At 43.8% G+C, this 26598-nt stretch carries 18 protein-coding genes; 8 read left to right on the plus strand and 10 right to left on the minus strand.

Features of this window, described 5'->3' with window-relative positions:
* The first annotated feature begins 17 nt into the window (after nucleotides 1-17).
* On the plus strand, nucleotides 18-2243 hold the full coding sequence (locus tag ACFSVN_RS04035; protein ID WP_390298988.1) for a sodium-translocating pyrophosphatase: 2226 nt from the start codon (nucleotides 18-20) through the stop codon (nucleotides 2241-2243).
* A 63-nt stretch (nucleotides 2244-2306) separates the two neighbouring features.
* Here ACFSVN_RS04035 and ACFSVN_RS04040 read toward each other — a convergent pair whose 3' ends face one another.
* Nucleotides 2307-2570, minus strand: coding sequence for a hypothetical protein (locus ACFSVN_RS04040; protein WP_390298991.1), 264 nt, complete (start codon nucleotides 2568-2570; stop codon nucleotides 2307-2309).
* A gap of 196 nt (nucleotides 2571-2766) precedes the next feature.
* The gene (gene amaB, locus ACFSVN_RS04045) at nucleotides 2767-4275 is read right to left on the minus strand and encodes an L-piperidine-6-carboxylate dehydrogenase (RefSeq protein ID WP_390298994.1); all 1509 of its coding nucleotides are present in this window, start codon (nucleotides 4273-4275) and stop codon (nucleotides 2767-2769) included.
* 118 nt (nucleotides 4276-4393) lie between these two features.
* On the opposite strand from amaB, the gene ACFSVN_RS04050 reads away from it, so the two are divergent.
* The 3 genes from ACFSVN_RS04050 (at nucleotide 4394) to ACFSVN_RS04060 (ending at nucleotide 7167) form a co-directional block, all read left to right on the plus strand.
* Nucleotides 4394-5161, plus strand: a complete 768-nt coding sequence (locus ACFSVN_RS04050; RefSeq protein ID WP_390298997.1) for a TrmH family RNA methyltransferase — start codon at nucleotides 4394-4396, stop codon at nucleotides 5159-5161.
* 94 nt (nucleotides 5162-5255) lie between these two features.
* A complete protein-coding gene (locus ACFSVN_RS04055; RefSeq protein ID WP_390299000.1) occupies nucleotides 5256-5663 on the plus strand; it encodes a four helix bundle protein in 408 nt (135 codons plus the stop codon).
* A gap of 172 nt (nucleotides 5664-5835) precedes the next feature.
* A complete protein-coding gene (locus tag ACFSVN_RS04060; protein WP_390299003.1) occupies nucleotides 5836-7167 on the plus strand; it encodes a PhoH family protein in 1332 nt (443 codons plus the stop codon).
* Nucleotides 7168-7236: 69 nt separating this feature from the next.
* Here ACFSVN_RS04060 and ACFSVN_RS04065 read toward each other — a convergent pair whose 3' ends face one another.
* The 3 genes from ACFSVN_RS04065 to murI all read right to left on the minus strand — a co-directional run bounded on the left by ACFSVN_RS04065 (nucleotide 7237) and on the right by murI (nucleotide 9212).
* Nucleotides 7237-7482, minus strand: coding sequence for a thiamine-binding protein (locus tag ACFSVN_RS04065; protein ID WP_390299006.1), 246 nt, complete (start codon nucleotides 7480-7482; stop codon nucleotides 7237-7239).
* Between the two features lie 230 nt (nucleotides 7483-7712).
* The gene (locus ACFSVN_RS04070) at nucleotides 7713-8189 is read right to left on the minus strand and encodes a DUF6265 family protein (protein ID WP_390299009.1); all 477 of its coding nucleotides are present in this window, start codon (nucleotides 8187-8189) and stop codon (nucleotides 7713-7715) included.
* A gap of 213 nt (nucleotides 8190-8402) precedes the next feature.
* Nucleotides 8403-9212, minus strand: coding sequence for a glutamate racemase (gene murI / locus ACFSVN_RS04075; RefSeq protein WP_390299011.1), 810 nt, complete (start codon nucleotides 9210-9212; stop codon nucleotides 8403-8405).
* 82 nt (nucleotides 9213-9294) lie between these two features.
* Here murI and ACFSVN_RS04080 point away from each other — a divergent pair, with 82 nt between their 5' ends.
* Nucleotides 9295-11370, plus strand: coding sequence for a TonB-dependent receptor family protein (locus ACFSVN_RS04080; RefSeq protein WP_390299013.1), 2076 nt, complete (start codon nucleotides 9295-9297; stop codon nucleotides 11368-11370).
* A gap of 62 nt (nucleotides 11371-11432) precedes the next feature.
* Here the strand turns inward: ACFSVN_RS04080 and ACFSVN_RS04085 are convergent, their stop codons facing one another.
* Nucleotides 11433-15899, minus strand: a complete 4467-nt coding sequence (locus tag ACFSVN_RS04085; RefSeq protein WP_390299016.1) for a lamin tail domain-containing protein — start codon at nucleotides 15897-15899, stop codon at nucleotides 11433-11435.
* A 281-nt stretch (nucleotides 15900-16180) separates the two neighbouring features.
* Here ACFSVN_RS04085 and ACFSVN_RS04090 point away from each other — a divergent pair, with 281 nt between their 5' ends.
* Both ACFSVN_RS04090 and ACFSVN_RS04095 read left to right on the plus strand, forming a co-directional pair.
* Complete coding sequence (locus tag ACFSVN_RS04090; protein WP_390299019.1) at nucleotides 16181-16564, plus strand: hypothetical protein; 384 nt, start codon at nucleotides 16181-16183, stop codon at nucleotides 16562-16564.
* On the plus strand, nucleotides 16561-16953 hold the full coding sequence (locus ACFSVN_RS04095; protein ID WP_390299022.1) for a hypothetical protein: 393 nt from the start codon (nucleotides 16561-16563) through the stop codon (nucleotides 16951-16953). The genes ACFSVN_RS04090 and ACFSVN_RS04095 overlap by 4 nt, the downstream gene beginning before the upstream one ends.
* Before the next feature lie 61 nt (nucleotides 16954-17014).
* Here the strand turns inward: ACFSVN_RS04095 and asd are convergent, their stop codons facing one another.
* Nucleotides 17015-18064, minus strand: coding sequence for an aspartate-semialdehyde dehydrogenase (asd, locus tag ACFSVN_RS04100; protein WP_390299025.1), 1050 nt, complete (start codon nucleotides 18062-18064; stop codon nucleotides 17015-17017).
* A gap of 222 nt (nucleotides 18065-18286) precedes the next feature.
* On the opposite strand from asd, the gene ACFSVN_RS04105 reads away from it, so the two are divergent.
* Nucleotides 18287-19549 carry a spinster family MFS transporter gene (locus tag ACFSVN_RS04105; protein ID WP_390299028.1) on the plus strand — a complete coding sequence of 421 codons (1263 nt, stop codon included), beginning with the start codon at nucleotides 18287-18289 and terminating at the stop codon, nucleotides 19547-19549.
* A gap of 273 nt (nucleotides 19550-19822) precedes the next feature.
* Here ACFSVN_RS04105 and ACFSVN_RS04110 read toward each other — a convergent pair whose 3' ends face one another.
* From ACFSVN_RS04110 to katG, 3 genes are all read right to left on the minus strand, one after another.
* Complete coding sequence (locus tag ACFSVN_RS04110) at nucleotides 19823-20836, minus strand: 6-bladed beta-propeller (protein ID WP_390299031.1); 1014 nt, start codon at nucleotides 20834-20836, stop codon at nucleotides 19823-19825.
* A 431-nt stretch (nucleotides 20837-21267) separates the two neighbouring features.
* A complete protein-coding gene (locus ACFSVN_RS04115) occupies nucleotides 21268-23799 on the minus strand; it encodes a M1 family metallopeptidase (RefSeq protein WP_390299034.1) in 2532 nt (843 codons plus the stop codon).
* A gap of 457 nt (nucleotides 23800-24256) precedes the next feature.
* Nucleotides 24257-26500, minus strand: coding sequence for a catalase/peroxidase HPI (katG, locus tag ACFSVN_RS04120; RefSeq protein WP_390299036.1), 2244 nt, complete (start codon nucleotides 26498-26500; stop codon nucleotides 24257-24259).
* Between the last annotated feature and the right edge of the window lie 98 nt (nucleotides 26501-26598).

Consider the following 26598-nt stretch of genomic DNA (forward strand, 5'->3'; position numbering starts at 1 on the left):
TAACGTAACGGGAAACAATGGATACAATAATCTATTTAATACCGGTGGCCGGAGTGATCGCACTTCTGTACACTGTCTTTAAAACATCCTGGGTATCTAAACAGGAGATCGGAACCGAGCGCATGGAGCGTATCAGCAAAAGTATTGCGAGCGGTGCCATGGCATTCCTAAAAGCTGAATATCGGGTACTTTCCGTGTTCGTACTTGTAGTAGCTGTAATACTTGGCTTCAGTGCCGATCCGACCACTTCAAGCTGGATGGTAGCCATCTCTTTTGTTGTTGGTGCTATTTGTTCAGGATTGGCAGGTTTCATTGGAATGAAAGTTGCAACCAAAGCCAATGTCAGAACCACTCATGCTGCACGAACAAGCCTTGGTAAAGGTCTTGAAGTAGCGTTTGCAGGAGGTTCCGTAATGGGGCTTGGTGTAGTAGGCCTTGGAGTTTTAGGATTAAGTGGATTGTTCATCATTTTCGGTAATGTATTTGGCCTTGAAGGTGCAAGTGCAGTAAATAAAGTATTGGCTGTTGTAACCGGTTTTTCATTCGGTGCATCTTCAATTGCTCTCTTCGCACGTGTGGGTGGCGGTATTTACACCAAAGCAGCCGATGTCGGTGCTGACCTTGTAGGTAAAGTAGAAGCCGGAATCCCTGAAGATCACCCGCTGAACCCTGCTACTATTGCAGATAACGTTGGTGATAACGTTGGTGATGTGGCCGGAATGGGTGCTGACCTTTTTGAATCATACGTTGGTTCTATTATTGGTACAATGGTATTGGGTGCTGCATTTATAGCAGGCGCTACAGTTGACGGCGCTGTTTGGGCAGATGCTTTTAACGGACTTTCTGCCGTAATTCTTCCGCTTGTTCTTGCAGGTGTTGGAATTCTGACCTCTATTCTTGGAACGTTTTTTGTACGTGTGAAAGAAGGCGGAGATCCTCAAAAGGCATTAAATATGGGTGAGTTTATTTCAGCGGCTGTAATGCTGATCGCTTCTTACTTTATCATTACCTGGATGCTACCTGAAACCTGGACATTCAACGGTGAAGTTTATAGCAGTACCGGAGTTTTTTGGGCTACTATATTCGGTCTTGCTGCCGGACTCGGAATTGGATTGATCACAGAGCATTACACCGGAACCGGAACTAAGCCGGTTTGGTCGATCGTGAAGCAGTCTGTTACAGGATCTGCAACAAACATCATTGCCGGACTAGGTGTAGGTATGATCTCAACTGCTATCCCTATTCTTATCATCGCTGTTGCAATTATCGGTGCTTATGAATTTGCGGGACTCTATGGTATTGCAATTGCCGCTGTTGGAATGCTTTCAAACACTGGTATTCAGTTAGCTGTTGATGCATACGGACCAATATCTGACAATGCCGGTGGTATCGCCGAGATGGCTGAGCTTCCCGGTGAAGTTCGTGAGCGTACAGATAAGCTTGATGCTGTAGGTAACACTACTGCTGCTATTGGAAAAGGTTTTGCGATCGGTTCTGCTGCCTTGACTGCACTTGCTCTTTTTGCAGCTTTCATTACAGCTTTTGAGGCTGTAAACCCGGGGGTAGAGGTAATTATCAGTGTAACCAATCCTTCTGTAATGGCTGCACTATTTGTAGGAGCAATGTTACCATTCTTGTTCTCTGCGCTTTCTATGAATGCCGTAGGCCGTGCCGCAATGAGTATGATCGAAGAAGTGCGTCGTCAGTTCCGTGACATTCCTGAATTGACCAAAGCACTTGCTGCGATGAACAGAAATGAAGGCAAGAAATTAGCTGACTGGTCTGACGAAGATCGTACTACTTTTGAAGCTGCCGACGGTAAAGCTGAATATGAAAAATGTGTTGAGATCTCAACTCAGGCTTCTATTCGTGAGATGGTAGTTCCAGGACTCTTAGCTGTAATTGTTCCCGTTCTTTTCGGCTTTGTTCCGGGATTTATCAGCGACAGCCCAACACTTGGAGCTGAAATGCTTGGCGGACTTCTTGCAGGTGTAACTTCTGCAGGTGTTCTTATGGCACTCTTCCAGTCTAATGCGGGTGGTGCATGGGATAACGCTAAGAAGATGATCGAAGAAGGCGTGACCATCGACGGTGTTGAGTACGGGAAAGGCTCTGAGCCTCACAAAGCAGGTGTTGTTGGAGATACTGTAGGCGATCCGTTCAAGGACACTTCAGGCCCGTCTCTGAACATCTTGCTTAAGCTGATGTCAGTTGTAGCTCTTGTAATTGCTACCATGATCTAAAGCTTAGCTAAGCAAAAAATTGAAAGCCCCGTACATAATTTATGTGCGGGGCTTTTTATGGCTTTAATTTTTGAACAACGTATTCCAAAATGTCTCTCCAAACTTGTATGCCAACCATCCAAAAGAGGCAATACCAAGACCTAAAGCGATCCATGTATAGTTCTCAACTTCATCAAAACCATATCTGAAGATGCGGGTCCCGGCCAGCCCAAAGAAGATCACCCCAAAAAGCAGTCCGAATATGCCGTGAATACGCTTTCTTTTTTGATCTCTTTTATACTCTTCTTCTGTGGGTACATTTACTTTCATGGCATAAAATTTTATCACACAATCTGCCCTTAACAGCACGATGCATCGTGCTGCTACGGAGAACGGGGGAGCGACTGTGTTGATATTCCAGTCTTGTTGTTATCTTACCTGCATGGTCCGATCATCAGAAGTGCCCGGCTGAATTTTTGAAGGTGTCAGGTAATTTCTATTTCTGCCAATTTAAAATTCAACATTTCCTCATCCAACATTTCTATTAAACATCGAAATCTATGCCTTGAGCAAGCGGAAGTGAATCACCCCAGTTCATGGTATTGGTTTGCCGGCGCATATATGCTTTCCAGGAATCGGAACCGGACTCACGTCCACCGCCGGTTTCTTTTTCACCACCAAATGCACCACCAATTTCAGCACCACTCGTTCCAATGTTAATATTGGCGATACCGCAATCAGATCCACCGACACTCAAGAAACGCTCGGCTTCACGCATATTCAGCGTAAACATGGCAGAGCTTAGCCCCTGCTTTACACCGTTGTGCATTTCAATAGCTTCTTCGGTGGTCTTGTATTTCATCAGATAGAGGATAGGTGCAAAAGTCTCTTCCTGTACTATATTGTAGTGGTTTTGTACTTCAGCAAGGGCGGGGCGAACATAAAATCCGTCTTCATCCAAAGGCTCGCCACCGTATATCACTTTGCCGCCCTCCCTTTCGATTTCTTTAAGAGCTTTTTGCATTAAATCTATGGCATCCTGGTCTATCATGGGACCAACAAGGGTATTTTCATCCAGCGGATCACCGATCGTGATATTTTTGTAGATACTCATCAATCTTTCTTTTACCTGATCGTACACGGATTCATGAATGATGAGTCGCCGGGTTGAGGTACAACGTTGACCGCACGTTCCAACCGCTCCGAATACCGTAGCGCGTATGGCCATTTCAAGATCAGCATTTTCGGAGATGATGATGGCATTATTACCGCCCAGTTCCAGGATGGTTTTACCAAGTCTGGATGCAACGGTTTTTCCAACTTCTTTGCCCATACGGATAGAGCCGGTTGCTGAGATAAGCGGAATGCGTTCGTCTTCGGTCATCCATTCGCCAACTTGTCGGTCGCCGGTAACGAGATTAAAAATTCCTTCAGGAAGATCATTCTCTTTCAAAACCTTGGCGACAATTTTTTGAATAGCTACGGCACACAAAGGTGTTTTTTCAGAGCCTTTCCAGATCATCACGTTTCCACACACAGCAGCGATCATAGCATTCCAGCTCCATACGGCCACAGGAAAGTTGAAGGCAGATATTATCCCCACAATTCCAAGCGGGTGCCACTGCTCATACATTCGATGTTCAGGCCGTTCACTGTGCATTGTTTTTCCATATAACATTCGCGACTGTCCCACAGCAAAATCACAGATGTCGATCATTTCCTGGACCTCGCCCAATCCTTCCTGGTAGATCTTCCCCATTTCATAGGTGACCAGTTTACCAAGAGGTTCTTTGTATTCGCGGAGTTTCTGTCCGATCTGGCGGACGATCTCACCCCGCTGAGGAGCAGGCATGTTTTTCCAGACCTCAAAAGCTTTGTGAGCTTCCTCAACTACATGATCGTATTGTTCGCGGGAGGTTACCCCAACGGTAGCAATGCGTTCACCATCAGTGGGCGTGTAGCTGCTGATGGTTTCCTTGCTTTCCATATGCTTACGCCCGGTGCTTGTCCCGGGATTAATACCTTCGATACCTAATGTTTTCAGAAACTCCATGACGATAATATTTTTTGGCTGAATTTTTAATGAAGATAGGGAAGTAAGCAGTCAGAATACAGAACTCAGAATTCAGTTTCTTCTGTATTCTGAATTCTGAGTTCTGTATTCTTCCGCCATGAGAAAAGCATCGAACAACGAGATCAAATTATTACGAAAACTTGCCCGTAAAAAATATCGCGAGAAAGAGCAGCGGTTTGTGGTGGAGGGGGAGCGGGCGGTTGAGCAGGTGGTGGGCAATGGTTTGATAGAGGTGGAGACGGTTTTTGTGGTTGAGGGAAGAGCTGTCAGCGATCAGCTTTCAGCTTTCAGTGTTTTTGTAGAAGAGGCTGTGTTTGTTGAAGTGGCGGATACGGAGAATCCGCAGGGGATATTGGCGGTTTGTAAGATGCCGGATGAAATTCGGCCCCAAAAATTAGCTGAGGAAACCGGCATTATTGTAGCGACTGATGCCATTCAGGATCCCGGAAATATGGGGACGATCCTGAGAACGGCGGCATGGTTTGGGGCAAAGGCTTTGATCGCCGGAAAGGGCAGTGTGGATGTCTATCACCCTAAAGTGGTAAGAAGTACGGCGGGCGCTACCGGAAGTATCCCTGTTCTGACCGGAGATCTGGAAGCAGTTTTCAGTGAGTTGGAAAGATCTGGCTGGCAAGTAATGTTATTGGATGGGGGAGGATCAGCCGAGCCTCTGAGATCGATTCAACCCGCAGAAAAAACAATATTGGTTGTGGGGAATGAAGGGAATGGAATCAATGAAAACCTGTTGAACTCAGGAAGAAAAAAAGTAAAGATCGAATCTGGCTCCGCACAGGAAAAAGTAGAAAGCCTGAATGCGGCAGTCGCGGTTAGTATAGCTTTGTGGGGGTTGAGAGTTGAGAGTTGAAAGTTGATAGAGTGATGAAAGTTTTTGAAATAATTTTGTAAGGAATACGATCGAGTTGGCTCTTACTATAAAATCAAAAGAAGCTTGCTCAATAATGATATTTAGTGAATGGGAAAGAACAGTGCCGATCGAATTTAAGGAAGATGTAGTTTGGAAAATGGAAGCATACAGATTGAGTCTGTTTTTATCTGACGCATTTTGGGAAGACACGAATATCATTCTTTCAGAAAAAAGATTTTCACTAGCTGACCAACTTTATTGTTCAATAGGTTCTATAAGTGCAAATATAATTGAAGGTTATTCACGAAAGTCCAAAAAAGAAAAAGCACGATTTTACGAAATATCACTTGGTTCTGCCCGAGAAGCAAAAGATTGGTATTTCAAATCCAGACATATACGATCTGAAAAGAAATCTATGTCCAGGATTAAGGTTCTAACCTCCATTATAAAATTACTTCAAAAAATGATCTCTGATCAGAGATGGAAAAGCAGACATACATAAATCACCCTATCAACTTTCAACTCTCAACTTTCTCACCCTCCCTAAAATAATTCTCTGTAAAATCCTCATTACCCATTGCAAATGAGTTCCGCTTTAGCTTTATTGAAAGAGCCGTTCACAATTCATCTACTATGGCTGGTACAATAGATATTGCAAATCAAATCTCGCCTTTATGCCTAAGAAGAAAGAGAAGAAGATCTTCGTACTTGACACCTCCGTTCTGCTCTATGATTATGAAGCCGTTCGTAACTTTGAGAAAAATGATGTAGCCATTCCAATCACCGTTCTGGAAGAACTAGATACCTTTAAAAAGGGAAACAACGTAATTAATCTGCATGCCAGGGAATTCATCCGGTACCTGGACGGAATTTCAGATGACAACATGCTCCAAAATTGGATCCCACTTAATGGTCGCTCGCATGGTAAATTGAGGGTGATAACTCAGGGAACTAACTCTCAGGATGCTACTCAGGTTTACGGCTCGGACAAAAACGACCATCGCATCATAAATGCGGCGCTGCACCTGAAGGAAGAAAACCCGAATCAGCGTGTGATCTTGGTTTCAAAGGATATCAATTTACGATTGAAAGCACGGGCATTGAATCTGGAGGCAGAAGATTATGAGACCATACAGATCAAAGATATTGAGCATTTGTACCGTGGTAAGACCGAGCTTGATATCGATGATCCGTCAGTGATCAGTAAGTTTTATGAAGAGGGGGAAATTGATCCGAAAGAGATTGGGGAGGAGAATCCAACCTGTAATCACTACTACATAATGAAAAGCCACGGCTCCTCTGCACTGGGATGGTATAACCCTAAAAGTAAGATGGTTGAAGTAGTCGAGAAGATGCATGCCTATGGCATTCAACCCAAAAACGCAGAGCAGACCTTTGCGCTACATGCGCTCCAAAACCCCAATATTTTATGTACAACCATTACTGGAGCCGCCGGTACCGGAAAAACATTATTAGCACTAGCTTCAGCACTGGAGCAACGAAGTAATTTTAAGCAGGTGTATCTGGCGCGGCCTATTGTTCCATTGAGCAACAAGGATATCGGTTTTCTACCAGGCGATGCCAACCAAAAGATCGACCCGTACATGCAGCCGCTTTGGGATAACCTGAGTTTCATCAAAAATCAGTACAAGGAAACCAGCAAGCCGTTCAAGAAAATTGACGAGATGCTGCAGACGGATAAGCTACGGATCGTGCCGCTGGCATATATTCGAGGTCGAAGCCTTTCAAACGTGATCTTTATCATTGATGAAGCACAGAATCTGACACCGCATGAAGTGAAGACCATCATCACCAGAGCAGGAGAGAATACGAAAGTGGTGTTCACCGGGGATATCTTTCAGATCGATACGCCGTACCTGGATGCGCAGAGCAATGGCCTTAGTTATTTAGTGGATCGAATGCACAATCATGATCTGTATGCGCATATCAATCTGGAGAAGGGAGAGCGTTCTGACCTGGCGAATTTAGCTTCAAAACTTTTGTGAGGTGTTAGGTTTTAGGTGCGAGGTGTTAGTTTCAAGTAGTTCTAACACCTAAAACCTCGCCACTAAAACTTATTCCGCTGAAGGACTGAGCAGATCTACCTGAAAGCGAAACCTCTCTGTTTCCATCGACATGATGTCATATAGGTCTTTGATCACTTCAAAAACAGTTTTTGGTGCTCCGATGATGGTAGTGGATAAATATCCAACTTCAATTTCTACATCGTATTGAGCAAGGTGCTCCAGCAATTCCTGTACTTTTTCTCTTGGGTCTTCTTGGGATAATGGAATATAAGTGAGCTGGGCAATGGTTTTCATAAGTATGTGTGGCTGATAGGTTATTGAAGATCAATTTTCAGTCCAAAGATAAAGCAGAAGAGGTAAAGAGGCTAATTAAAGTGAGTATTGAATCATAAATTAGATATTTGGATTAATTAGTTTTGTCTGGCCTAAGAAAAAGAAGGGCAAAACCTGTTTTACAAGCCGGCTGAATCAAGTAAGGAAGAAGTGCTGTTGACGGAGATTTGGGATTTGCTAAATAAGTGAATTTATAAACCAGTCCTTTTCATATTAAAAATTTCCGTGTGAGGTTCTCCGCCTTGACTCATTTTCAGAGATATCACCATTTCAGTATCAGAAGTACGTTCAAAGGTCAGTCCCTTTAGTTCGATCTTATCTTTGGAAAAGCTGATCATCTCAAACGTGGTCATGTCATCTTTTTCCTCCCAGCCGGTGAGGTCAGGATTGAAGTGTTTGAGACGCAATCCGGTCTCATCCAAAAGTAAAAACTCATAGAATACCAGTTCACCTTCCGCATTGATATGTCGGTACATACCCATCATGGTGCCATGGATCGGTTTTTCCCAGGTTTCGTGAGAGATCCCGCCAAATCCATCGCCTTCCCATGAGCCGACCAGCCAGGTGTAGTCATTGATATCAAAAATAGGATTAGCTACAGGCTCCGAAATATTCGAAAAAGATAAGGTACTCAGAGCCAAAGCAAAGATAAGTAACAGTGTTTTCATAGCAGTAAAGTTGGTGAGCAGATAACGGAATGTAGAAAATTAACCGGCAATTTCAATCTGCTATGCTTTAAGTGGAACCGGGAGGTCCCGGCAGGCATTCCCAACGGGGACGTTTGGAACGAGTAAAAAACTGAATTGCGATGACCGATGGAACGAACGACCGATGTGTGAATTTCACTAACACCTAACACCTAATACCTGACACCTAAAACCTCAATCCAGCGCCACCACCTCAACACCATTCAGTCGTCTCCCCAAAAATCGTTCAGCAAGTTCATGAAAACGTTGGGGGCGGTCGCTCACAAAACACTGGAAATCCCCACCGGAGGTATTCAGAAGATCGAGTTCTGCCAATTTAGTTTTAGCAGATTCTGCAATGGATTCTGCCGAGTCAATGATCTCAATATTGCCGTTCTTAAGGATCTTTGGAATCACATCCTTAAAAAGGGGGTAATGGGTACATCCGAGGATCAGGGATTGGATATCGCTGTCATCAAACGCATCCAGGTAATAGTGGAGGGTTTTTTGGGCCACCTCATTCTCTATCCAGCCTTCCTCTGCCAGCGGCACCAACAGCGGACACGCCTCCTGTTGTACGTTTATAGTGGGGTCATGAGCATGAATGGCTTCCACATAGGCCCGGGAGTTTACGGTTCCCATCGTACCGATCACCCCAATATTTTTATGATCCGGGAGGGAAACCGCATTATTGGTTCCGGCTGTGATCACATCCAATACAGGCACTTCTCCGGCGGCCTGAATGATCTCCTCTTTTGCGGAAGCCGACACCGTATTACATGCGATCAGGATCATTTTAACCCCTCGCTTCAATAAAAAATTGGTGATCTGAAGCGCATAAGCACGAACAGTTTCTTCTGATTTGATGCCGTAGGGAACCCGGGCAGTGTCCCCAAAATAAATGATGTCTTCATTGGGAAGGGCATCGATCACGGCTTTGGCAACAGTAAGTCCGCCGATACCGGAATCAAAAATGCCAATGGGTGCTTTCTTTAGATCTTGCAAAGGAGTTATTGGTGTGGAATTATTTGTTAAAAGAAGGTATTCAATTCTTAAAACTTAATACAAGCCTTTGTAACTTCTTTCCATGAATAAAATATCCGTATTGTTTTTACTATTCACTATCGTCCCGGCCTTTCTATTAGCTCAGGAACCCGATACTCTTTATGGAGATCTTGGTGAGGTTGTTGTTACCGGCTATGAGGGGAACCGCAGCGTGATGGAATCACCCGGAGCCATCGCAAATATTGATCCTGAGCGCATAACGGGTTTCGATGAAGGCTCTTTGTTGTATGGATTAAATACCGTGCCCGGAGTCAGAATTGAGCAGCGTGCTCCCGGAAGTTACCGGGTGGCCATTCGCGGGAGTTCGCTTCGTTCTCCATTTGGAGTGAGAAATGTCAAGATCTATTGGAACGACATTCCATTTACGGAACCTTCAGGAAGTACCCCACTTAATTTACTGGATGTGATCAATATGCAGGAAGTGGAGGTGATCAAAGGTCCGGCCGGCAGTATTTACGGAGCGGGTAACGGCGGGGCCTTATTACTTGAAAGTCGTCAGTCAGAGAATAATGAAATTGGAGTCGGAAGCCTGTTCGGTTCTTACGGCTTACAGCGTTACACCGCATACGCACAATCTCAGTTTCAAAATGGGAACTTTCGGTTTAATTATGCAAACCAACAGTCGGATGGATACAGGGACCAGTCCTTTTTCAGTCGCCAAACTGCAGAGCTTTCCGGACGATTTCAGCTGAACGACAGGCAGATCATCAAAACAAGCTTTTTATACTCCGACTTGAATTATGGTATTCCGGGCCCATTGACAGAAGAACAATTTGCTCAGGACCCAACTCAGGCACGGCAGGGAAATCCATTCGCACTTGGGAGCGTGCAAGCAAATGCGAGCATAGACCAACAGGCATTTTTAGCGGGGATCAGTCATGATGCTCAGATATCGGAAAATATCTCTAACCTGACCACCCTCTATGGGACCTTCAGTGCGTTTGAAAATCCTTTCAATCTGGATTACAAAAAAGACAGCAGAAAATCGGGTGGTGGGCGCACACGCTTTTATTTTGATACAGATATTGGAGAGGTTAGAACCCGATTTACGGTTGGGGGAGAGCTTCAGTCTGCTAATTACGCTGCACGAAATTTTGAGAATGACAGCAGTGAAGTAGGAGCCCTTAACTTTGACGATGAGATCAAGATCCAGTCTTCTCTGATATTTGTAAATACAGAGATCGATCTTCCCAATGACTTTTATGTGACAGCCGGATTGAGCTACAATCGTTTGGAATATAGCCTGAATCGCTTGGTAACAAATTTATCCGGCGACAATACCGGCCTGGCTGAAAAAACCTTTGATCCTGAGATCATCCCACGGGTAGGCTTACTGAAGAAATTTTCCCCGGCTCTTTCATTACATGGAAGTGTGAGCTTTGGATTCTCACCACCTACCATTGAAGAATTCAGGACAAATGAAGGGAGTATTGCCCTGGATCTGGAAGCAGAGCAGGGAGTGAACTATGAAGTAGGAGCACGGGGAACTTTGATAGGGCCTCGAATAACCTACGATATCACCACTTTCTTTTTTAAACTGGATGAGACCATCGTGCAGCAGCCCTCTGACCGCAATTCGACGGTAATTTTTGAAAACACGGGAAGCACTGATCAATACGGACTTGAAGCTGCAATAAATTGGGCAATAATTCGAAATATGGGAGCTTTTTTGGAGGAAATGGATTGGAGCATTTCGTACACCTTCCATGATTTTGAGTTCAAGGATTACCAGAAGGAGGGGGATGATTTTTCAGGTAATAAACTGACGGGAGTAGCACCTCATATTTTAGTTTCTACGCTGAATACTAAAACAGCGACAGGCATCTACAGCTCATTATCCTACAACTTCACGGATGAGATCCCTTTGAATGACGCAAATACGGTGAATTCTGAAGCTTATCACCTGGTGCAATTAAAAGCCGGGCTCAAGCGTCAGGTAAAAGAAGGAGTATCAGTAGATGTTTTTGCAGGAATTGACAACCTGTTGAATGAAAAGTACAGCCTCGGCAATGATCTGAATGCTTTCAGTGGCCGTTACTATCAACCCGCAGCCCCAAGAAATTGGTTCGGAGGAGTGAAACTTAATGTTGAATTATAAGTGTTGAATGTTAAATGGATGTGAGGCCATTTAACATTCAAAATTCAACATTTAAAATTTCATCAAAATTTCCTTGCCAATACTACCGTCTTCTTAAAAGTCACATTACTACCATTGGCACTATTGTAAGCCTCAAAAAGCACGATGTAAATACCAACACGATTACTTCTGTTGTCATCGGTACGCCCGTCCCAGATCAGTGAGCCTTCGAAGCCGGCCTGTAGACCATCAGCCAGTTCACGGACTTCCCTTCCATAGCGGTCAAAAATGCGTACCCGAAGTAAATAATCCGATTCATCCAGTTTGTAATTAATAAACAGGTTGTCTTCGAAGCCATCATCATCAGGAGAAAAAGGATTCGGTGTAAAGGTGATTCCTGTGTTTTCCGAAACCGATCCGGCTTCCTGGAAAATAGAATTCTGCTCTCCCGGCGTACCGCCATTTACGCGTGTGCTTGAGCTCCAGTTTGACGGGTCGTCACTTGGCCCTTCCGGATCTATACGTTCAAGTGCTACACCATCAGTGTCAAAAAGATTGGGATTTTGCCAGCTTTCATCATAGAACACAGAATCAATAGTGGTCCCTGTACTGTCGGCCAGGTAAATAGCATCATCCGCATTAGAGAGACTCAGGCTGGAGCGGTCAATTCGCACTTTGAACTGATCACTTTCATTCTCCAGTTCAAAATATTCGGCAAGCTGACTTTCACTGAAATTCGGGGCCTCATCCTCTGCATAAACTACAACGTGTGCTCCGGCGGGGATCCATTTATATTGTGAGGAAACCGGGAATAAAGACCGAACTTCTCCGTCTTCATCAGGTTCATCGTGAAGGAAAAATCCCTCCAGAGAAACGGCATAATCAGATGGATTAAAAAGTTCGATATACTCTGTTTGATCGGGGAGATTGTCATCCGAATTCGCCAAAGGGTTGTATAAGATCTCATTGATCACAACCGTACCCGGATTGATGGGCTGAGATATTTCAACACCGAGTTCCTGGTTGGCATTTCCGCGAAAATCGGTGAAATCGGTAAAGGTTAAACTAAGTGGTTCGCTGGCGTTTCCTTTCGCTTTTGCAGAAGAGGGAGCTGATCCTGAAACAGGGTTCTCCAGTATCACGATATTTCCGTCCGTCTCGCTGTAGTCTATAATTGAAGCAGGTTGCTCGTTCACAAAAGCAGATGCATTATCGATATTAACAAACTCAGTAAAAGCCACAAAGATGGTTCCGTCCGACTGAATTTTGGAGAATAAGATCTGTGGTGGCGTTTCATCGGGTTCAAAAACACTGCTTTGGACCCCGGCGCTGCTTCCGCTTCCTTCATTGCTTGCCCAGTTCGAGGCATCATTCGAAGCAGATTCAGGATCTTTGCGCTCCAGGGAAACTCCGGGCTCATTCCCTCCCCAGGTCTCGCTATAAAATAAACTGTCGATCGTGATCCCATCTTCATTTTTGATCACAACTGCATCTTCATCATCATTAAGGGAAGGAAATCCGGAAAGATAAACTCCATTCTGTACTTCATCGGCAAAAATCTGGAGATCGGTAAGCACCAGATATTCACCTCCCCTCAGCTCAGTACCTTCAGGAATAGCCGTTGATCCCGTAGCATCTGATAAAGTCCAGTTACTAAGATCAAAGTTTCTATTCGTTCGGTTATACAATTCAATAAATTCTTCTGAATCTGCACTTTCCCTTTGATAGAGAATTTCATTGATGATCACATTCCCGATATCTGCAGGCGAAAACTCAGTGTATTGTAGTTCTGTGGAAACAGAAGCCTGGATATTATCGAAGATGTCTTTTTGATCTTCTATGGTCAGTGTATAAACCCCTCCATCAATTAACGATGTTCCCAGTACAACGATTAATGTATTCCCTGAGAATTCAGCGATCTCCGAAATAGATACTGAGGGAGAAATCGAATAGTTGGCGGTATTTTTTGCTAACACAGAATCAATACGTTCATTAAATGTTATTCGTATGGAGTCTGGAGCAACTATGGATGTATTAATGATCTCCGGTGGGGTGTTATCGGGTTGAATTTGATTGGGTGCACCCGGAGTTCCCAAATTACCTGAAGGACTGTTTCCCCAATTCTCGCGGTAAATAGAAGGAGCTCCCACACTTTTCCGTTCCAGAGAAACCTCATTCCCACCCCATTCCGGTGTGTATGTCAGGGAGTCGATAAGGGTTCCGTTTTGTTTACGGATCACTATGTCGTCGGGAGTGGTACTGTTGAGATTAGCGAATCCGCTGCCCATATCTGCGAGAGTAATATTCGGAAACAGTCCCGAAATGGTACTGTGCGGGACCAAAACGATATAGGAATTAGGAGCCAATGCAAATTCGCTATCTGTAATTGTTCGGGCATTTCCGGAATTGTCGTTATAGGTCCAACCCTGTAGGTTAAATGCATTGTCGGTTGGGTTATAGATCTCGATGAAATCAGTGAACCCGGTTGCCGGGTTGTACATGAATTCTGTAATGAATACATCTCCGGAATCTGCTACGGCATACTCGATCACAAAGAAAGAAGAAGAAATATCAGCTGCGGTATTTCCAAAAATATCTGTTTGATTAGCGATAGTCAGCTCATAGGTAGTTCCTGAAGGCTCACTTGACAAAGGAGCATCATATTGAAGTGTGATGCTTGAAGAGGAGGAAAGCGTAGCGGATTGAAGTGCGGGTAGGTCTTCCGAAAGTCCATTTGCAGTAAGCGTGAAATTGGTGGGATTCTGTGCTTCAGCTTCCTGAAGTCGTTCAGAAAATGAGAGTTCAATTTGGTCATTGGCCGGACGTTGAATACCGAGTAATTCAGGAGCGGTAATATCAGGGGTGATGAGGTTGCTAAGGCCCGGAGTACCAAGGTCTTCTGACGGACTGTCTCCCCAGTTTTCTCTGAAGGTGGATGAAACGGCAGGGGAACGGCGTTCAATGGCGACATCCTCACCGCCCCAGTCTGAATTATATTCAAGAGAGTCTTGAGTTATGTCATTTTCGTCTCGTAATCGAACTTGCTCAGACCCAGTATTATTGAAAGCCGGCAAGGAAGCCTGCATGTAATTAGCATTACCATAAAAGGTGCTTAAGGCGGATGTATCAGCAGAAATAACAGCGAAACTATCGGGAAGAATGGCAAAATCTGACCCTGTAATTGTTGCAAAGGCATTATTATCACCGATCTTCCAATTCCGTAAATTCAAATAGCGGTCTGAAATGTTTTTGAGCTCTACATATTCTGCTGTCCCTGTTGGGGGATCTTTCATGAATTCGTTGATGATGATATCGCCGGGTTGGTAGTCGTCATAGATAAAAAATTCAGTAACCGATCCATCAGGAATATTCCAGCCGTTAACACTTTCAATATTTGTTACTTCTATCTCAACAGGACCGGAGGGGAGATTCTCAGGGAATTCAAGTAAAAGTTGATCGTTCTCAGGCTGTGTGATATTGGTAGCGGGATCGATCGACTCCCCGTTAATGGTAAAGTCAGTACTCTCCACCGTTGTGAAATTGATATCCTCATTAAACTCCAATAAAGCATGATCGTCTTGGGTACTGGAGGAACCGATAAGTTCAAAGGTATTGGAAAACTTGAATTCAATTTCTGAATTGGCGGGGATGGTTCCTCCGTAAATATTTTCCACACTATTTACGGTAAGGGTATAGTCTCCATTTGGGATATCATCAGCGAATGTCAGTCGCACAGTAAGATCGGAATTGATAACTTCCGTTTGCTGGGGCGAGCCGATTCCTGAAAGATCGAAATTAGATGGATCAATAGTGTTGCTGTCGATCTGATAGTTGAAAGTGACATCTATAGCCTGACTGCTAGCACCCGATGCTGAAGAAATGGAGAAATCTTCAGTATTGGTGATGATAGTATCATCGAAATAAAAATTCTCACTTCGGGTTGAAGTATAATTTGTTCGAATACCAAAATAGCTTGATGTTGTATGCGTGTTATCCGTTGCCGTGGCTGCTGAAGCAGGAGTGCTTCCATATCCTGCGGATTCAAATAACTCCCAGTTCCCATTCTCATCTCTGGTAACCCGAATTTGAAATGGACCGCCTGCTGAAAGGTCAAGGGTTCCTGTTAAAATTTCTGTTGCGATACCATTCGTGAATTGAAAAAGCCTGAATCTGTCTTCACTTCCACTTTCGCCGGCACGTACAGCGTAGCCATTTACATTGTCATTTAGGTCTTCACGATCAGAGACCAAAAAAATAAATCCACGATTGCTATTGGATGGTTCAAAATCCTGATCAATAAAAAATTCCCAGCTTCCGTACGCTGTTGTGGATGGAGTGACTAAAAAAGATGAGCTATTACTCGCATCCGTATCGTTTAGCCTAAGTTGATCATTACCGGCATTATCAAAGATCGTAAACTCTCCGGTATCGCCCGTCCATTCAGGATTGGTGGTGAAGTCTCCGTCATCAAATGTTTCATTCAAGACCTGAGTCTGGGCAAGAGCAAAGGACGGGAGAGTAAGGAGTATAAAGAGCAACAGTTTTTTCATTGCAAAAGAATAGCCCGAAGTAGTAATTAAATCAACTTTCTTCGGCCATAATTACAAGTGTTATACCAATTTAACAAAGCCCTAAAAAAACAGGGTAAAAGGATATTCCACCTTTTACCCCTGGAAGGACATTGGGGATCTTCCGGTCCCCAAGGCAATGATTAGTTCTCTTTTGTTAGCTGTATAGTTAGAGCGATGAAACGCGCACTCCTTACAGATTTTTTGTACTTTTTTATAAATTAGATCATCAGTAGTTAACTCTATAAAAATCAACACTGCATATGCGAAGCTTACCTTTTAGTATTGAAAATTTAAACGGCGGATTCATGAAAGTTGAAGGAATTCTGCGCGTGGAGGGAGAGTATTTAGTCTTTGAGTTTCATAAAAAAGATGCGGTTGTTGAGGCTTATCAGTCTGAATTGAAGACGGCTAAGATCCCTTTTTCTGAGCTTGATATGCTGGAGTTCAAAAAGGGGTGGTTCAGCGGGAAGCTGATCTTACATGGGAAAACAGCAAAATCATTTGGGGAGCTGCCCGGAAAAGATCTTAATGAACGGGTGCTCAAAATAAAACGAAAGAACAGGGAAACAGCTGCTTCTATCTCATCAAACCTGAATCTGAGAATATCAGAACACAAATTAAGTGAATTGGATAACGAAGAATGAGTATTCCCTATAAATATTCCATGTATGAGGGTACTGAATTAAATAAGTACAAAGAAGTAAAGGGTATTCTAAGCTTTGCCGATCGTGAACTCCTGTTCGAATATAAAGTGTACGATGCTAATGGAAATGGGATCAGTAATCTTTCAAAATTTGCCATCCAGCTGGATAACATCAAAAGCATTCAATACAAGAAGGGATTTTTATTCACAGGAGGGAAGTTGATCATAAAAGCCAATCAATGGGCGTTTTTCGAACCGTTACCCGGAAGTGATCAGGGAGTGATAAAGCTGAATATCAAAAGAAGGGATCGAAGTGAAGCCATTAGGATATCTACAAAACTGAACCTGTACATGTCGCAACAACGCCTGGATGATATGGATGGGGAATAATATTTACCAAAAATGTAGGGACGCAAAATCTTGCGTCCCTACATTAAGGGAATTAATTATTCTATTTCAGAAACCCCTTCTTAACCAGCAATTCAGCATTTAGAATAGCCCCACCGGCCGCACCGCGAATGGTGTTATGAGCCATGGCCACAAAGCTGATGTCAAATACTTCGGCCTTTCTCAATCGTCCCAAATGCAGCTGCATACCGTTTTCAGCATCAGCGTGTAAGCGAGGCTGAGGATATTGTTCCTCTTCATGGAGCTTGTAGAGCTGATTTGGGGAGAAGGGAAGGTCAAGATCCGCGATCGGATTTTTCCAGTTTGTGTACGCTGCTTTCAGTTCTTCAACATTTGCGGGGGGATCTTCCAGCTTAGCAGTTACCGAGATCATATGTCCATTGATGGTAGGTACTCTGGTTGCCGTTGCCTGAACGGGGAAATGGGGCTTAGCCAGGGTAGTTCCTTCAAGAGTACTTAATATTTTTCTGGTTTCAGGGCCAACTTTAGGTTCTTCTCCTGAAATGAACGGCACTACATTCCCTAAAATATCCAAACTTGCCACGCCTGGATAACCCGCGCCTGATACCGCTTGCATAGTGGTAAGGATCAGCGCTTCGATCCCAAAAGCATCATATAATGGTTTCAGTGAAATGGCGAGGGGGACAGCCACACAGTTTGGATTGGTTACGATCCACCCGCTGCCGTCTTTGGTGAACGTCTGCTTTTTGATCAGCTCGGTATGATCGGGATTGATCTCCGGGATGAGCAATGGAACTGTAGGATCTTGCCGATAATTTTTGGCATTGGAGATGACCGGGATTCCGGCAGAAGCAAACGCTTTCTCGATCTCCCCGGCTACGGATGAATCCAGTCCTGAAAATACAAAATCCACATCGCTGAATTCATCAGGGTCACAATTCTTGACTATAGTTTCCTTTATAGATTCAGGAAGAACCACATCTTCGATCCAGTTGGCAGCCTCTTTATATTTTTTACCGGCCGAGCGTTCGGAGGCACCCAAAGCCTCAATTTCAAACCAAGGGTGACCCTGAAGTAAGCGAATAAATTTTTGTCCGACTGCACCGGTAGCGCCTAAAATTCCAACTTTCATGGTAGTTGAGTGAGTTTTTGTAGATCAAAATTCTTTGAGCACTAAAAATAACTATTTAATACCCTTAATGTGAGATTTTTAGCTGAAGAATAGTCACTTTTTTTAACGGTGATTCACGGAAGATAAGAGCCAATGATAAAGCAACTTCAATGTTCGACATTGAATGTTCTATGTTCGATGTTCAAATTTCCATCCCACCGATCTGTGCTCTATCTTTGGCCCATGAAATTTATCTACGACAAACTTGAAGCTCGTAATCCACAGTTCTATGCCTGGCTTGTACTTGGATTATTATTCCTCATCTATATCTCCAGCTTTGTGGACCGGCAGATCGTTGCAGTATTGGGAACAGCTATTCGTGATGATCTGGGTTTCACTAATACACAGATCGGTGTTCTCTATGGACCCGCTTTCTCCCTGATCTATGCCGTTTGCGGAATTTTTATGGGATGGTTTGCTGATCAGTTTTCCCGAAAGCGGATCATTCTTACCGGACTTGTCATCTGGAGCCTGATGACCGTAGCCAGCGGATTCGCAAGCTCTTTCGTTTTTCTGATCACTGCAAGATTTTTTGTTGGAGTAAGTCAGTCGGCACTGAGCCCGGCCGTGTATTCCTTACTGGCGGATTATTTCCCACCTGAAAAAAGAGCGCGCGTATTCTCGGTCTACGCCTCCGGGATCTTTGTTGGGGTAGGACTTTCCTTTTTGATCGGTGGTTCGGTAGCGCAAGCCTACGACTGGCAGGAGGCCATGAAGATCGTAGGTTGGCCCGGATTGGGTATTGCAGTTATAGGATTTTTATTAATCCGTGAACCGAAGAGAAAATCGGTTAAAAGTGATCGTTCGTCATCTGAGTTTTTTGAAGTGCTCAAGTTCATCCTCAAAAAGAGAAGTGTGCGTTATTATCTCGCCGGATTTTCACTTCTTTCCCTCAGCGGATACACCATTCTGGCTTTTATCGGAACGGTCTTGAATGATACCTTTGAAGCTCCCTCTATGATCGCTCAGTACGGTTGGTTTATGTTTGCGGCGGGAGTGGGAGTAAATCTCTCCGGTTGGCTGGCCGACAAAATGGCCATTAAATTTGGTCCGGAGAAACGCTTTGTAATGGGGATTGTGGCTGCCTTGGGCGGACTCCCATTCTACTATTTTGGGTTATTTGCCGAATCGGTAATGATGGCTTTTGTACTGATCGGGATCGGGAACGTGATCGCCTCCTCATACAACGGAGTGGCGGCAGCCCTTATTCAATATTTTGTGAAATCAGATATGCGGGGGATGGCCGGCGCAGTGTATTTATTTGTGATCAGCATAGTGGGGTTTGGGATCGGACCGCCCGTAACAGGTTGGCTCATCGATCATGTATTTACGGATCTGTATGGCCCTTCGAAAGCACTGCTGCTGGTATTTACGGTGTGTGGGTTCTTAGCAACGTTAAGTTTCTGGAAGGCGATGCAGTTCTATCATGAAGATGCCGAGGATTGAGCAATACGGGGCGTATTGTAATTTGCCCCTACTAGCTTTACTTCTCGGTTACACAAAAGAATATTATGCTCAATTACCATGAATCAGCAATGATAACTATGTTACTATTCGGTTAAAGCCTTTGCCGTAGTTAGGAATGTAATCACGGACCACCCGGTTCGACTATTACCAATGAAACCACAACTCAAATTTACAACTCGTTCCAAACAGCCTCGCTGGGAATGCTACTAAGATCTCAATACTTATTGAGTATCAGACTCAACAATATGTTTCTTATTCTGAATCTGAAACTTCTAATGTATATGTATTAAGTTTGAAGCCTTGTTCAATATTTACAGTATCTTTATATGCTAACGAATAAAATATATTTTCAAAAAAATGTATTGGATATGCACCACCTAATTTAACAGGTGCTTTATTTAGGAGGTTTCCGTCATAATCAAAAATATCCATGTATCTGTCTGGAGTGTGGAACTCGTCATATATAAAAAAAATTTTTTCCTCACTCGAAAAAACAGCGTAAATACTTGCATTTGTTCGTTCCTCTACCTTATCAGAATACCTGTTAAAATTGGAAAAATCAGGCTTCACAAAAAAATCTGAACTTAACTCTTTCTCAAATTTCTTAATCACGCCAGCTTTATCATAGGAGAATAATTTTAAATGAAACGGATGTTGAAGGACATGAATTTTTGACTCTGATTCAGTTACTCCAAATAATGCTGGCCCTGAAATACCAAAACCTAAATCTGCTACAAGATCGGAGAGAGGGCTAATTTCTTTTACAATCTCACCCGAATCCATGTCAATTACTTTAACCATCGGCTTTTCATGCGATAAAACTGTACTATTATGCAGTAAAAATTTTGTATTTGTAGCTATTAGTTGTGTACCCAACGCTTTAACGGGTATCAAACGTTTAAAAGTTCCTTCGAGGTCAAATTCAGAAATTCTTTGCAGGTCTCTATCATAAACATAAAGGGTATTGTGAGAACCAAAATCAAATGAAACGGCTTTTCTAAACTCCCCAGGACCAGAACCTTCTCCCCCAAAATCCCCTAAATTTTTTCCGGTTGAATCATATCGAAAAATTTTTCCAAGCCTTGTGTCTAAAATGTAAATATGGGTTTCATTCCTTAAAATTCGATTTGCGCCGGTTAACAAAGAATTTTGAAGATTAATCTCACCAATTTTAGTAAACGTGAAATTATATCGCTCTGATGTGTCGTTAGTTTTTTCACAACCGGATAGCAAAATAAAACTAAACAAAAATAATACTGTTTTCATGAATAGTACTGTATTTAATGACTGCAAGTAGATTAGTTTATTACTCAACTACTAAATCGGGACAGTCTTCTGTACAAGAAGTGCAATCGGGCGCATCTTCTGCCCACGATGTACAGGCGAAAATAGTACCTCCACCGGGCTTGTAACAACCTATTAAATAGCATGCATCTTGACCCTCAACATAACTGGAGTCAAAGCTTGTTATGCTAAACAAAACAATAATAAACGAAATTATATATGTTGAAAACTTATTCATATTAACCTCACTTTTTAAAGTATTATTAGGAATTGAAGTAAATAAAAAAAAATACTGAAAGGCAATTACCCTCATTTCGAACGTGCTCAGCCAACGTAAAAAAGCCAGATTTTAATCTCGTTCCCAACCTCCCGGTCCAAATACCAAGCTACAATAAATAAAACAAGCCATCCCCTCACCCCTTTATCCTATTCGCCCGAAACATCCCATCAGCGGCCTGAAGGATCTTCATTCGCAACTGATCGTTATAATCAGGGCGTTCATTCAGAAAATCACGAACGGTTTGTACGGCTTTATCGGATGAGTAATTACTTAAGGTCACATCCAGCCAGCGTTTTGGGAAAAAGATATCGCCGGTAACCTGAATTTCCTGTAGTAATTCTAAACTTGGAAGAATGTATTTTTCAGAATCATCTACCCGAAGCGGATGATATAAATATCCCAATGCACTAAGTACCCAGGATTCTGTCTGTCGGTTTTCTTCTTCTTTCAGCGATCCAAAAAATGTATCCCGAACCTGTTGGTCATTGGAAAGGGCGGGACTTATAAATTCAAACCGGCGTTTTCGGTCGCTATTGGTAATGTTTTCCATTTGGGTTGAGATGATATCATCAGATTCCTCCGGCATTTTGATCGTCAGATCACCCGCCATGCTGATGTAATCGGTCTCGGAAAGATTCAGTCCATCGATCTCCATCTCGCCCCGCCAGATATCGTAGATCTTTTGAACTTCGGATTCACTGAGGCTAACATTTCGGAATGTATTGAATAAGGTCTTTTTCTTACTTGACTCATCCTGAGCGATCATCTGCTCCCATAAAATTTCTTCCAGATCTGGAGCGACATTATTTCGCTCAGCTTCATTCAGCAGCTCCCAGTAAATGGTTTGAATGTGTCCCAGCATCTGCCCGATCAAAAGCTGGTTTTCTTCAGTTTGAACGAGTTCGAGGAGCTTGAATAGATACTCTCTTGGTATCACCTGATTTTGCTCCAGCATATTCTCGTATAGGTTGATGAGTTCGGAGCCTTTGGTTACGTCATCAAGTTCATCCCAGAGTTCTAAATTTTTTAGCGAAGCGGGAAAAAGGCCGTATCCAAAACCATTCGCATTGAATAGGATTTGGTTGGGACTCTGAAAATTAATTTCTGTTTCGGCTTTATCACTTATAACAGGATGTTCAACACTAATAGATTCTCTTTTTTCCAGGACAGTGAACTCTTGAGGCCAAATTCGTCCCTTTTCTAAGGGGTCGTTCTGAGAAACCAAGCTTTTGTTCTCAGCCTCATAGCTTTCTGTGAAGTGAGGTCTACCCGGAGTATTTACCCACACTTCACTCCAGGTTTTCAGGTTCTGATCGGAAAGGTCATCCAGAATATTGATGAGATCCGGCCAGGTGGCATTCCCAAAAGAATAGGTGCTGAGATATTTCCGCATGCCTTTACGGAAAATTTCCTCGCCCACCAACAGCTCAAGTTGCCGCATCATGATCGGGGCTTTGTTGTAGATAATTGCTCCGTACATCTGTCCGGCCTGGTTCAGGTTTCCTAAATATTGACGTATCGGATTGGCTCCTTCAGTGCGATCCACGGAATAGGCACTGGGGTGATGGCGGAGCACAAAGTTCAGATCATGATTAATATCCGGGAAATTTGGATTCATGATCTTGGCAGCCATGAAATTGGCGAACACTTCTTTGGTCCATACATCATTGAACCACTCCATGGTAACCAGGTCGCCAAACCACATGTGGGCCGTTTCGTGAGCGATCAGGCTTGCTCGACTTAGTAACTGTGAGTCTGACGGATCTTCATCCAAAAACAAAGCCGAAGCTCGGTACTGGATAGCTCCCACATGCTCCATTCCTCCGTACTGGAACGTTGGAATTAGGGCAAAATCGAACTTCTGGAAGGGGTAGTCGATGCCGGTGTATTCTTCCAGCCAGTCGAGCGAAGCTTTATGCAGGCGGAAGATATCATCGATGTTTCGGTCTGCTTTTTCCTGATCGGACTCGCGGTGCAACATGGTCATTTCAACGCTATCCACGGTTTGGGTGACTTTCTCAAAATCCCCGGCAACAAAAGAAAAAAGGTAGGAACTGATCAGATCAGAAGGGGCAAAATTCAGGGTCTTGGTTGAATCAGATTCATGCTGATAACTCAGCGGAGCATTGGAGATGGCTTTCCAGTTTAGCGGAATTTCCAGTGTGAGGTCATAGACCGCTTTCAGATCCGGCTGATCAAAAAGCGGGAAAGCTGTTCGGGTGCGGTCGGGAACAAAAAGGGTATACAGGTATTCAGGATTTCGATTGAGGGAAGACTCTCCGGCTGTGAAATCAATATCGACGGAATTTTGTCCTTCTGATAAATACTCAGCCGGTAAAATAATGTGCTCCCTTTCGAAGGCGATCTCCACTGTTTCACCGTTTATGGAAACTGAGTTCAGAAGCTCTTCTGATTCCCTGAAATCAAGCTGGATGATGTGAGTGCCATCCTTAAGCTCAAATAAAATCGTAGCTGTTCCAGATATGGATTCGGATTGATCTTCAGGAATGTTGAAATACAATTCATAGGTGATGTCCGAGATATTCGCCTTTCGAAACTGAGCGAGTTCAAGGGATACGCCGGGTTCAATTGATGGGGAAGAGGAACATCCAAGTATCCCAATGAACAGGGTAAATAATAGAATGGATCTGAGAGAAAACTTCATAAGCCTGATTAGTTGATCTGATGAAGCTAAACTATCAACAATTCGGAAGAATTCAATTCTGTGTTTGTAAAAAATTGGGTCGTTGGCACTCTTGCTTAGCTCTCCCAGCGTTCGGGAAAATGCAGTCCCGTAAACTCCTCCCCAAGAGTCGTCATACTGAGAGGTAAGTAGTTTTATAGGGCTGGATGTTAATAGCGAAGGATCTCAAAAGTTGAACTGCCAAGCAGTTCTGAATTTGAGATCCCTCGTGTTCGGTGGCTTTGCTCTTAGCCAACTCGTACGCACTCGGGATGACGACTTCGTTTTAAACTTCTTACCCTTGTTCCCAACCACTCGTTTGGGAATGCTCTCCGGAACCTACCGTCCCAAAGCAAGGCATAAAGCACCCTCCAAAAACAAAAAAGGCAGTCTGATAAATTCAGACTGCCTTCTGTATAGTCATTAAGTGATGAAGTAATTACTTCAGATCGAAGCGATCCAGGTTCATTACTTTAGTCCATGCATTTACGAAGTCGCTGAGGAATTTTTCCTCTGCATCTTCAGCACCATACACTTCAGCAAGTGCACGTAGCTCAGAGTTAGAACCACAGATCAGGTCTACTCTTGAACCACTCCATTTTACGTCACCCGTTTTGCGATCACTTCCCACAAAAACGTTTTGGTCATCGTTGGTGGCCTGCCAGGTTGTATTCAGATCCAACAGGTTTTTGAAGTAGTCGTTAGTGAGAGTTCCGGGCTTGTGGGTGAACACGCCTTTCTTGGAACCGTCATAGTTGGTATCCAATACACGCATTCCACCGAGAAGAACGGTCATCTCAGGTGGAGTAAGAGTCATAAGCTGTGCCTTGTCCACCAGCATCTCTTCTTGCGAAGTGTTGTGCTTTGGATTGTAATAGTTACGGAAGGCATCAGCAGGTGGCTCTAACCATGCAAAAGATTCTACATCTGTTTGCTCCTGAGTAGCATCGGCTCGTCCCGGAGTAAATGGTACGGTTACATCATGACCGGCATCTTTAGCTGCTTTTTCAATGGCAGCAACACCGCCAAGTACGATCAGATCAGCCATGGAAACTGTTTTACCGAATTCGTTCTGAATTCCTTCCAGTATGTCCAATACCTTAGCCAATTGCTCCGGGTTATTCACTTCCCAGTCTTTCTGAGGAGCCAGTCGAACTCGGGCACCATTCGCTCCGCCGCGCTTGTCAGAACCGCGGTAGGTGGAGGCAGAAGCCCATGCTGTGGAAACCAGTTCAGAAACAGAAAGCCCTGAGTCAAGGATTTTCCCTTTGAGTTCTTCAATGTCATTATTGTTGATCAATTCATGATCTGTCTCAGGAATGGGGTCTTGCCAGAGAAGCTCTTCTTCTGGAACTTCAGGTCCCAAAAGGAGCGATTTCGGCCCCATATCACGGTGTGTCAGTTTGTACCATGCACGGGCGAAAGCATCTGCAAATTCATCGGGATTCTCAAGGAATCGACGTGAAATTTTTTCGTAAGCAGGATCTTCTCTGAGAGAAAGATCGGTGGTAAGCATAAAAGGCGCATGCTTTTTCTCAGGATCGTGGGCATCAGGAACGGTGCCTTCTCCGGCTCCGTCTTTGGGCTGCCATTGCCACGCTCCGGCCGGACTCTTATGCACTTCCCATTCAAAATTGAATAGATTCTCGAGATAGAGCATAGACCATTCAGTAGGCTTTTGCGTCCATGTTCCTTCCAAACCACTGGTTATGGTGTCGGCGCCTTTTCCGCTGCCATGGTTGTTATGCCAGCCCATACCCATAGCTTCGATGGGAGCAGCTTCCGGCTCGGCATCAAGATTTGATTCAGGAGCTGCACCGTGAACTTTACCGAAAGTATGACCGCCTGCAATAAGAGCAACGGTTTCTTCGTCATTCATTGCCATTCTTGCAAAAGTCTGACGGATAAAATGTGCAGCTTTTTTAGGATCGGGCTCGCCGTTTGGTCCTTCAGGATTTACATATATGAGTCCCATATGGTCGGCACCAAGCGGTTCTTCGAGATCACCATCATCGGTGTGGCGCTGATCGGCCAGCCATTCTCCTTCAGATCCCCAATAAATATCATCTTCAGGTTCCCAAACGTCAACACGTCCGCCACCAAAACCGAAGGTTTCAAATCCCATGGATTCAAGAGCTACATTTCCGGCTAAGATCATAAGATCTGCCCAGGAAAGTTTATTCCCATATTTTTGTTTGATTGGCCAGAGCAGAAGCCGAGCTTTATCAAGATTCACATTATCAGGCCAGCTGTTCAGGGGTGCAAACCGTTGGTTTCCGGTTGCTCCTCCACCGCGACCGTCAACAACGCGGTAAGTTCCGGCACTGTGCCATGCCATACGGATCATCAGCGGGCCATAGTGTCCAAAGTCGGCCGGCCACCATTCTTGCGAATCGGTCATCAATTCTTCAAGATCTTTCTTGACCGCTTTCAGATCCAGCTTTTTAAATTCTTCAGCATAGTCAAAATCTTCACCCATAGGGTTAGACTTAGAAGAATGCTGACGAAGAATATCGATATTCAGTTTATTTGGCCACCATTCCCGGTTTCCGGTACCGCCACCGGCGGCTTCTCTCATAGAGCCGTTATGGAATGGACATTTACTGATGTCTCCTGATGCTTTTGATTGATTGGTTTTATAGGTATTCGCTTTGTTTGCAGAACTTTCGTTTTTATCAGCCATAATTAATCTATTAAATTTCTTGATAGGATAGAAAGAAAGCGATTCCAAAAACCTGAACCAAATCAATAAAGGTTTAAGGCGTGATAGGTTTTGTTTAT

The sequence above is a fragment of the Gracilimonas halophila genome, from assembly GCF_042684365.1.
Taxonomy (GTDB): domain Bacteria; phylum Bacteroidota; class Rhodothermia; order Balneolales; family Balneolaceae; genus Gracilimonas; species Gracilimonas halophila.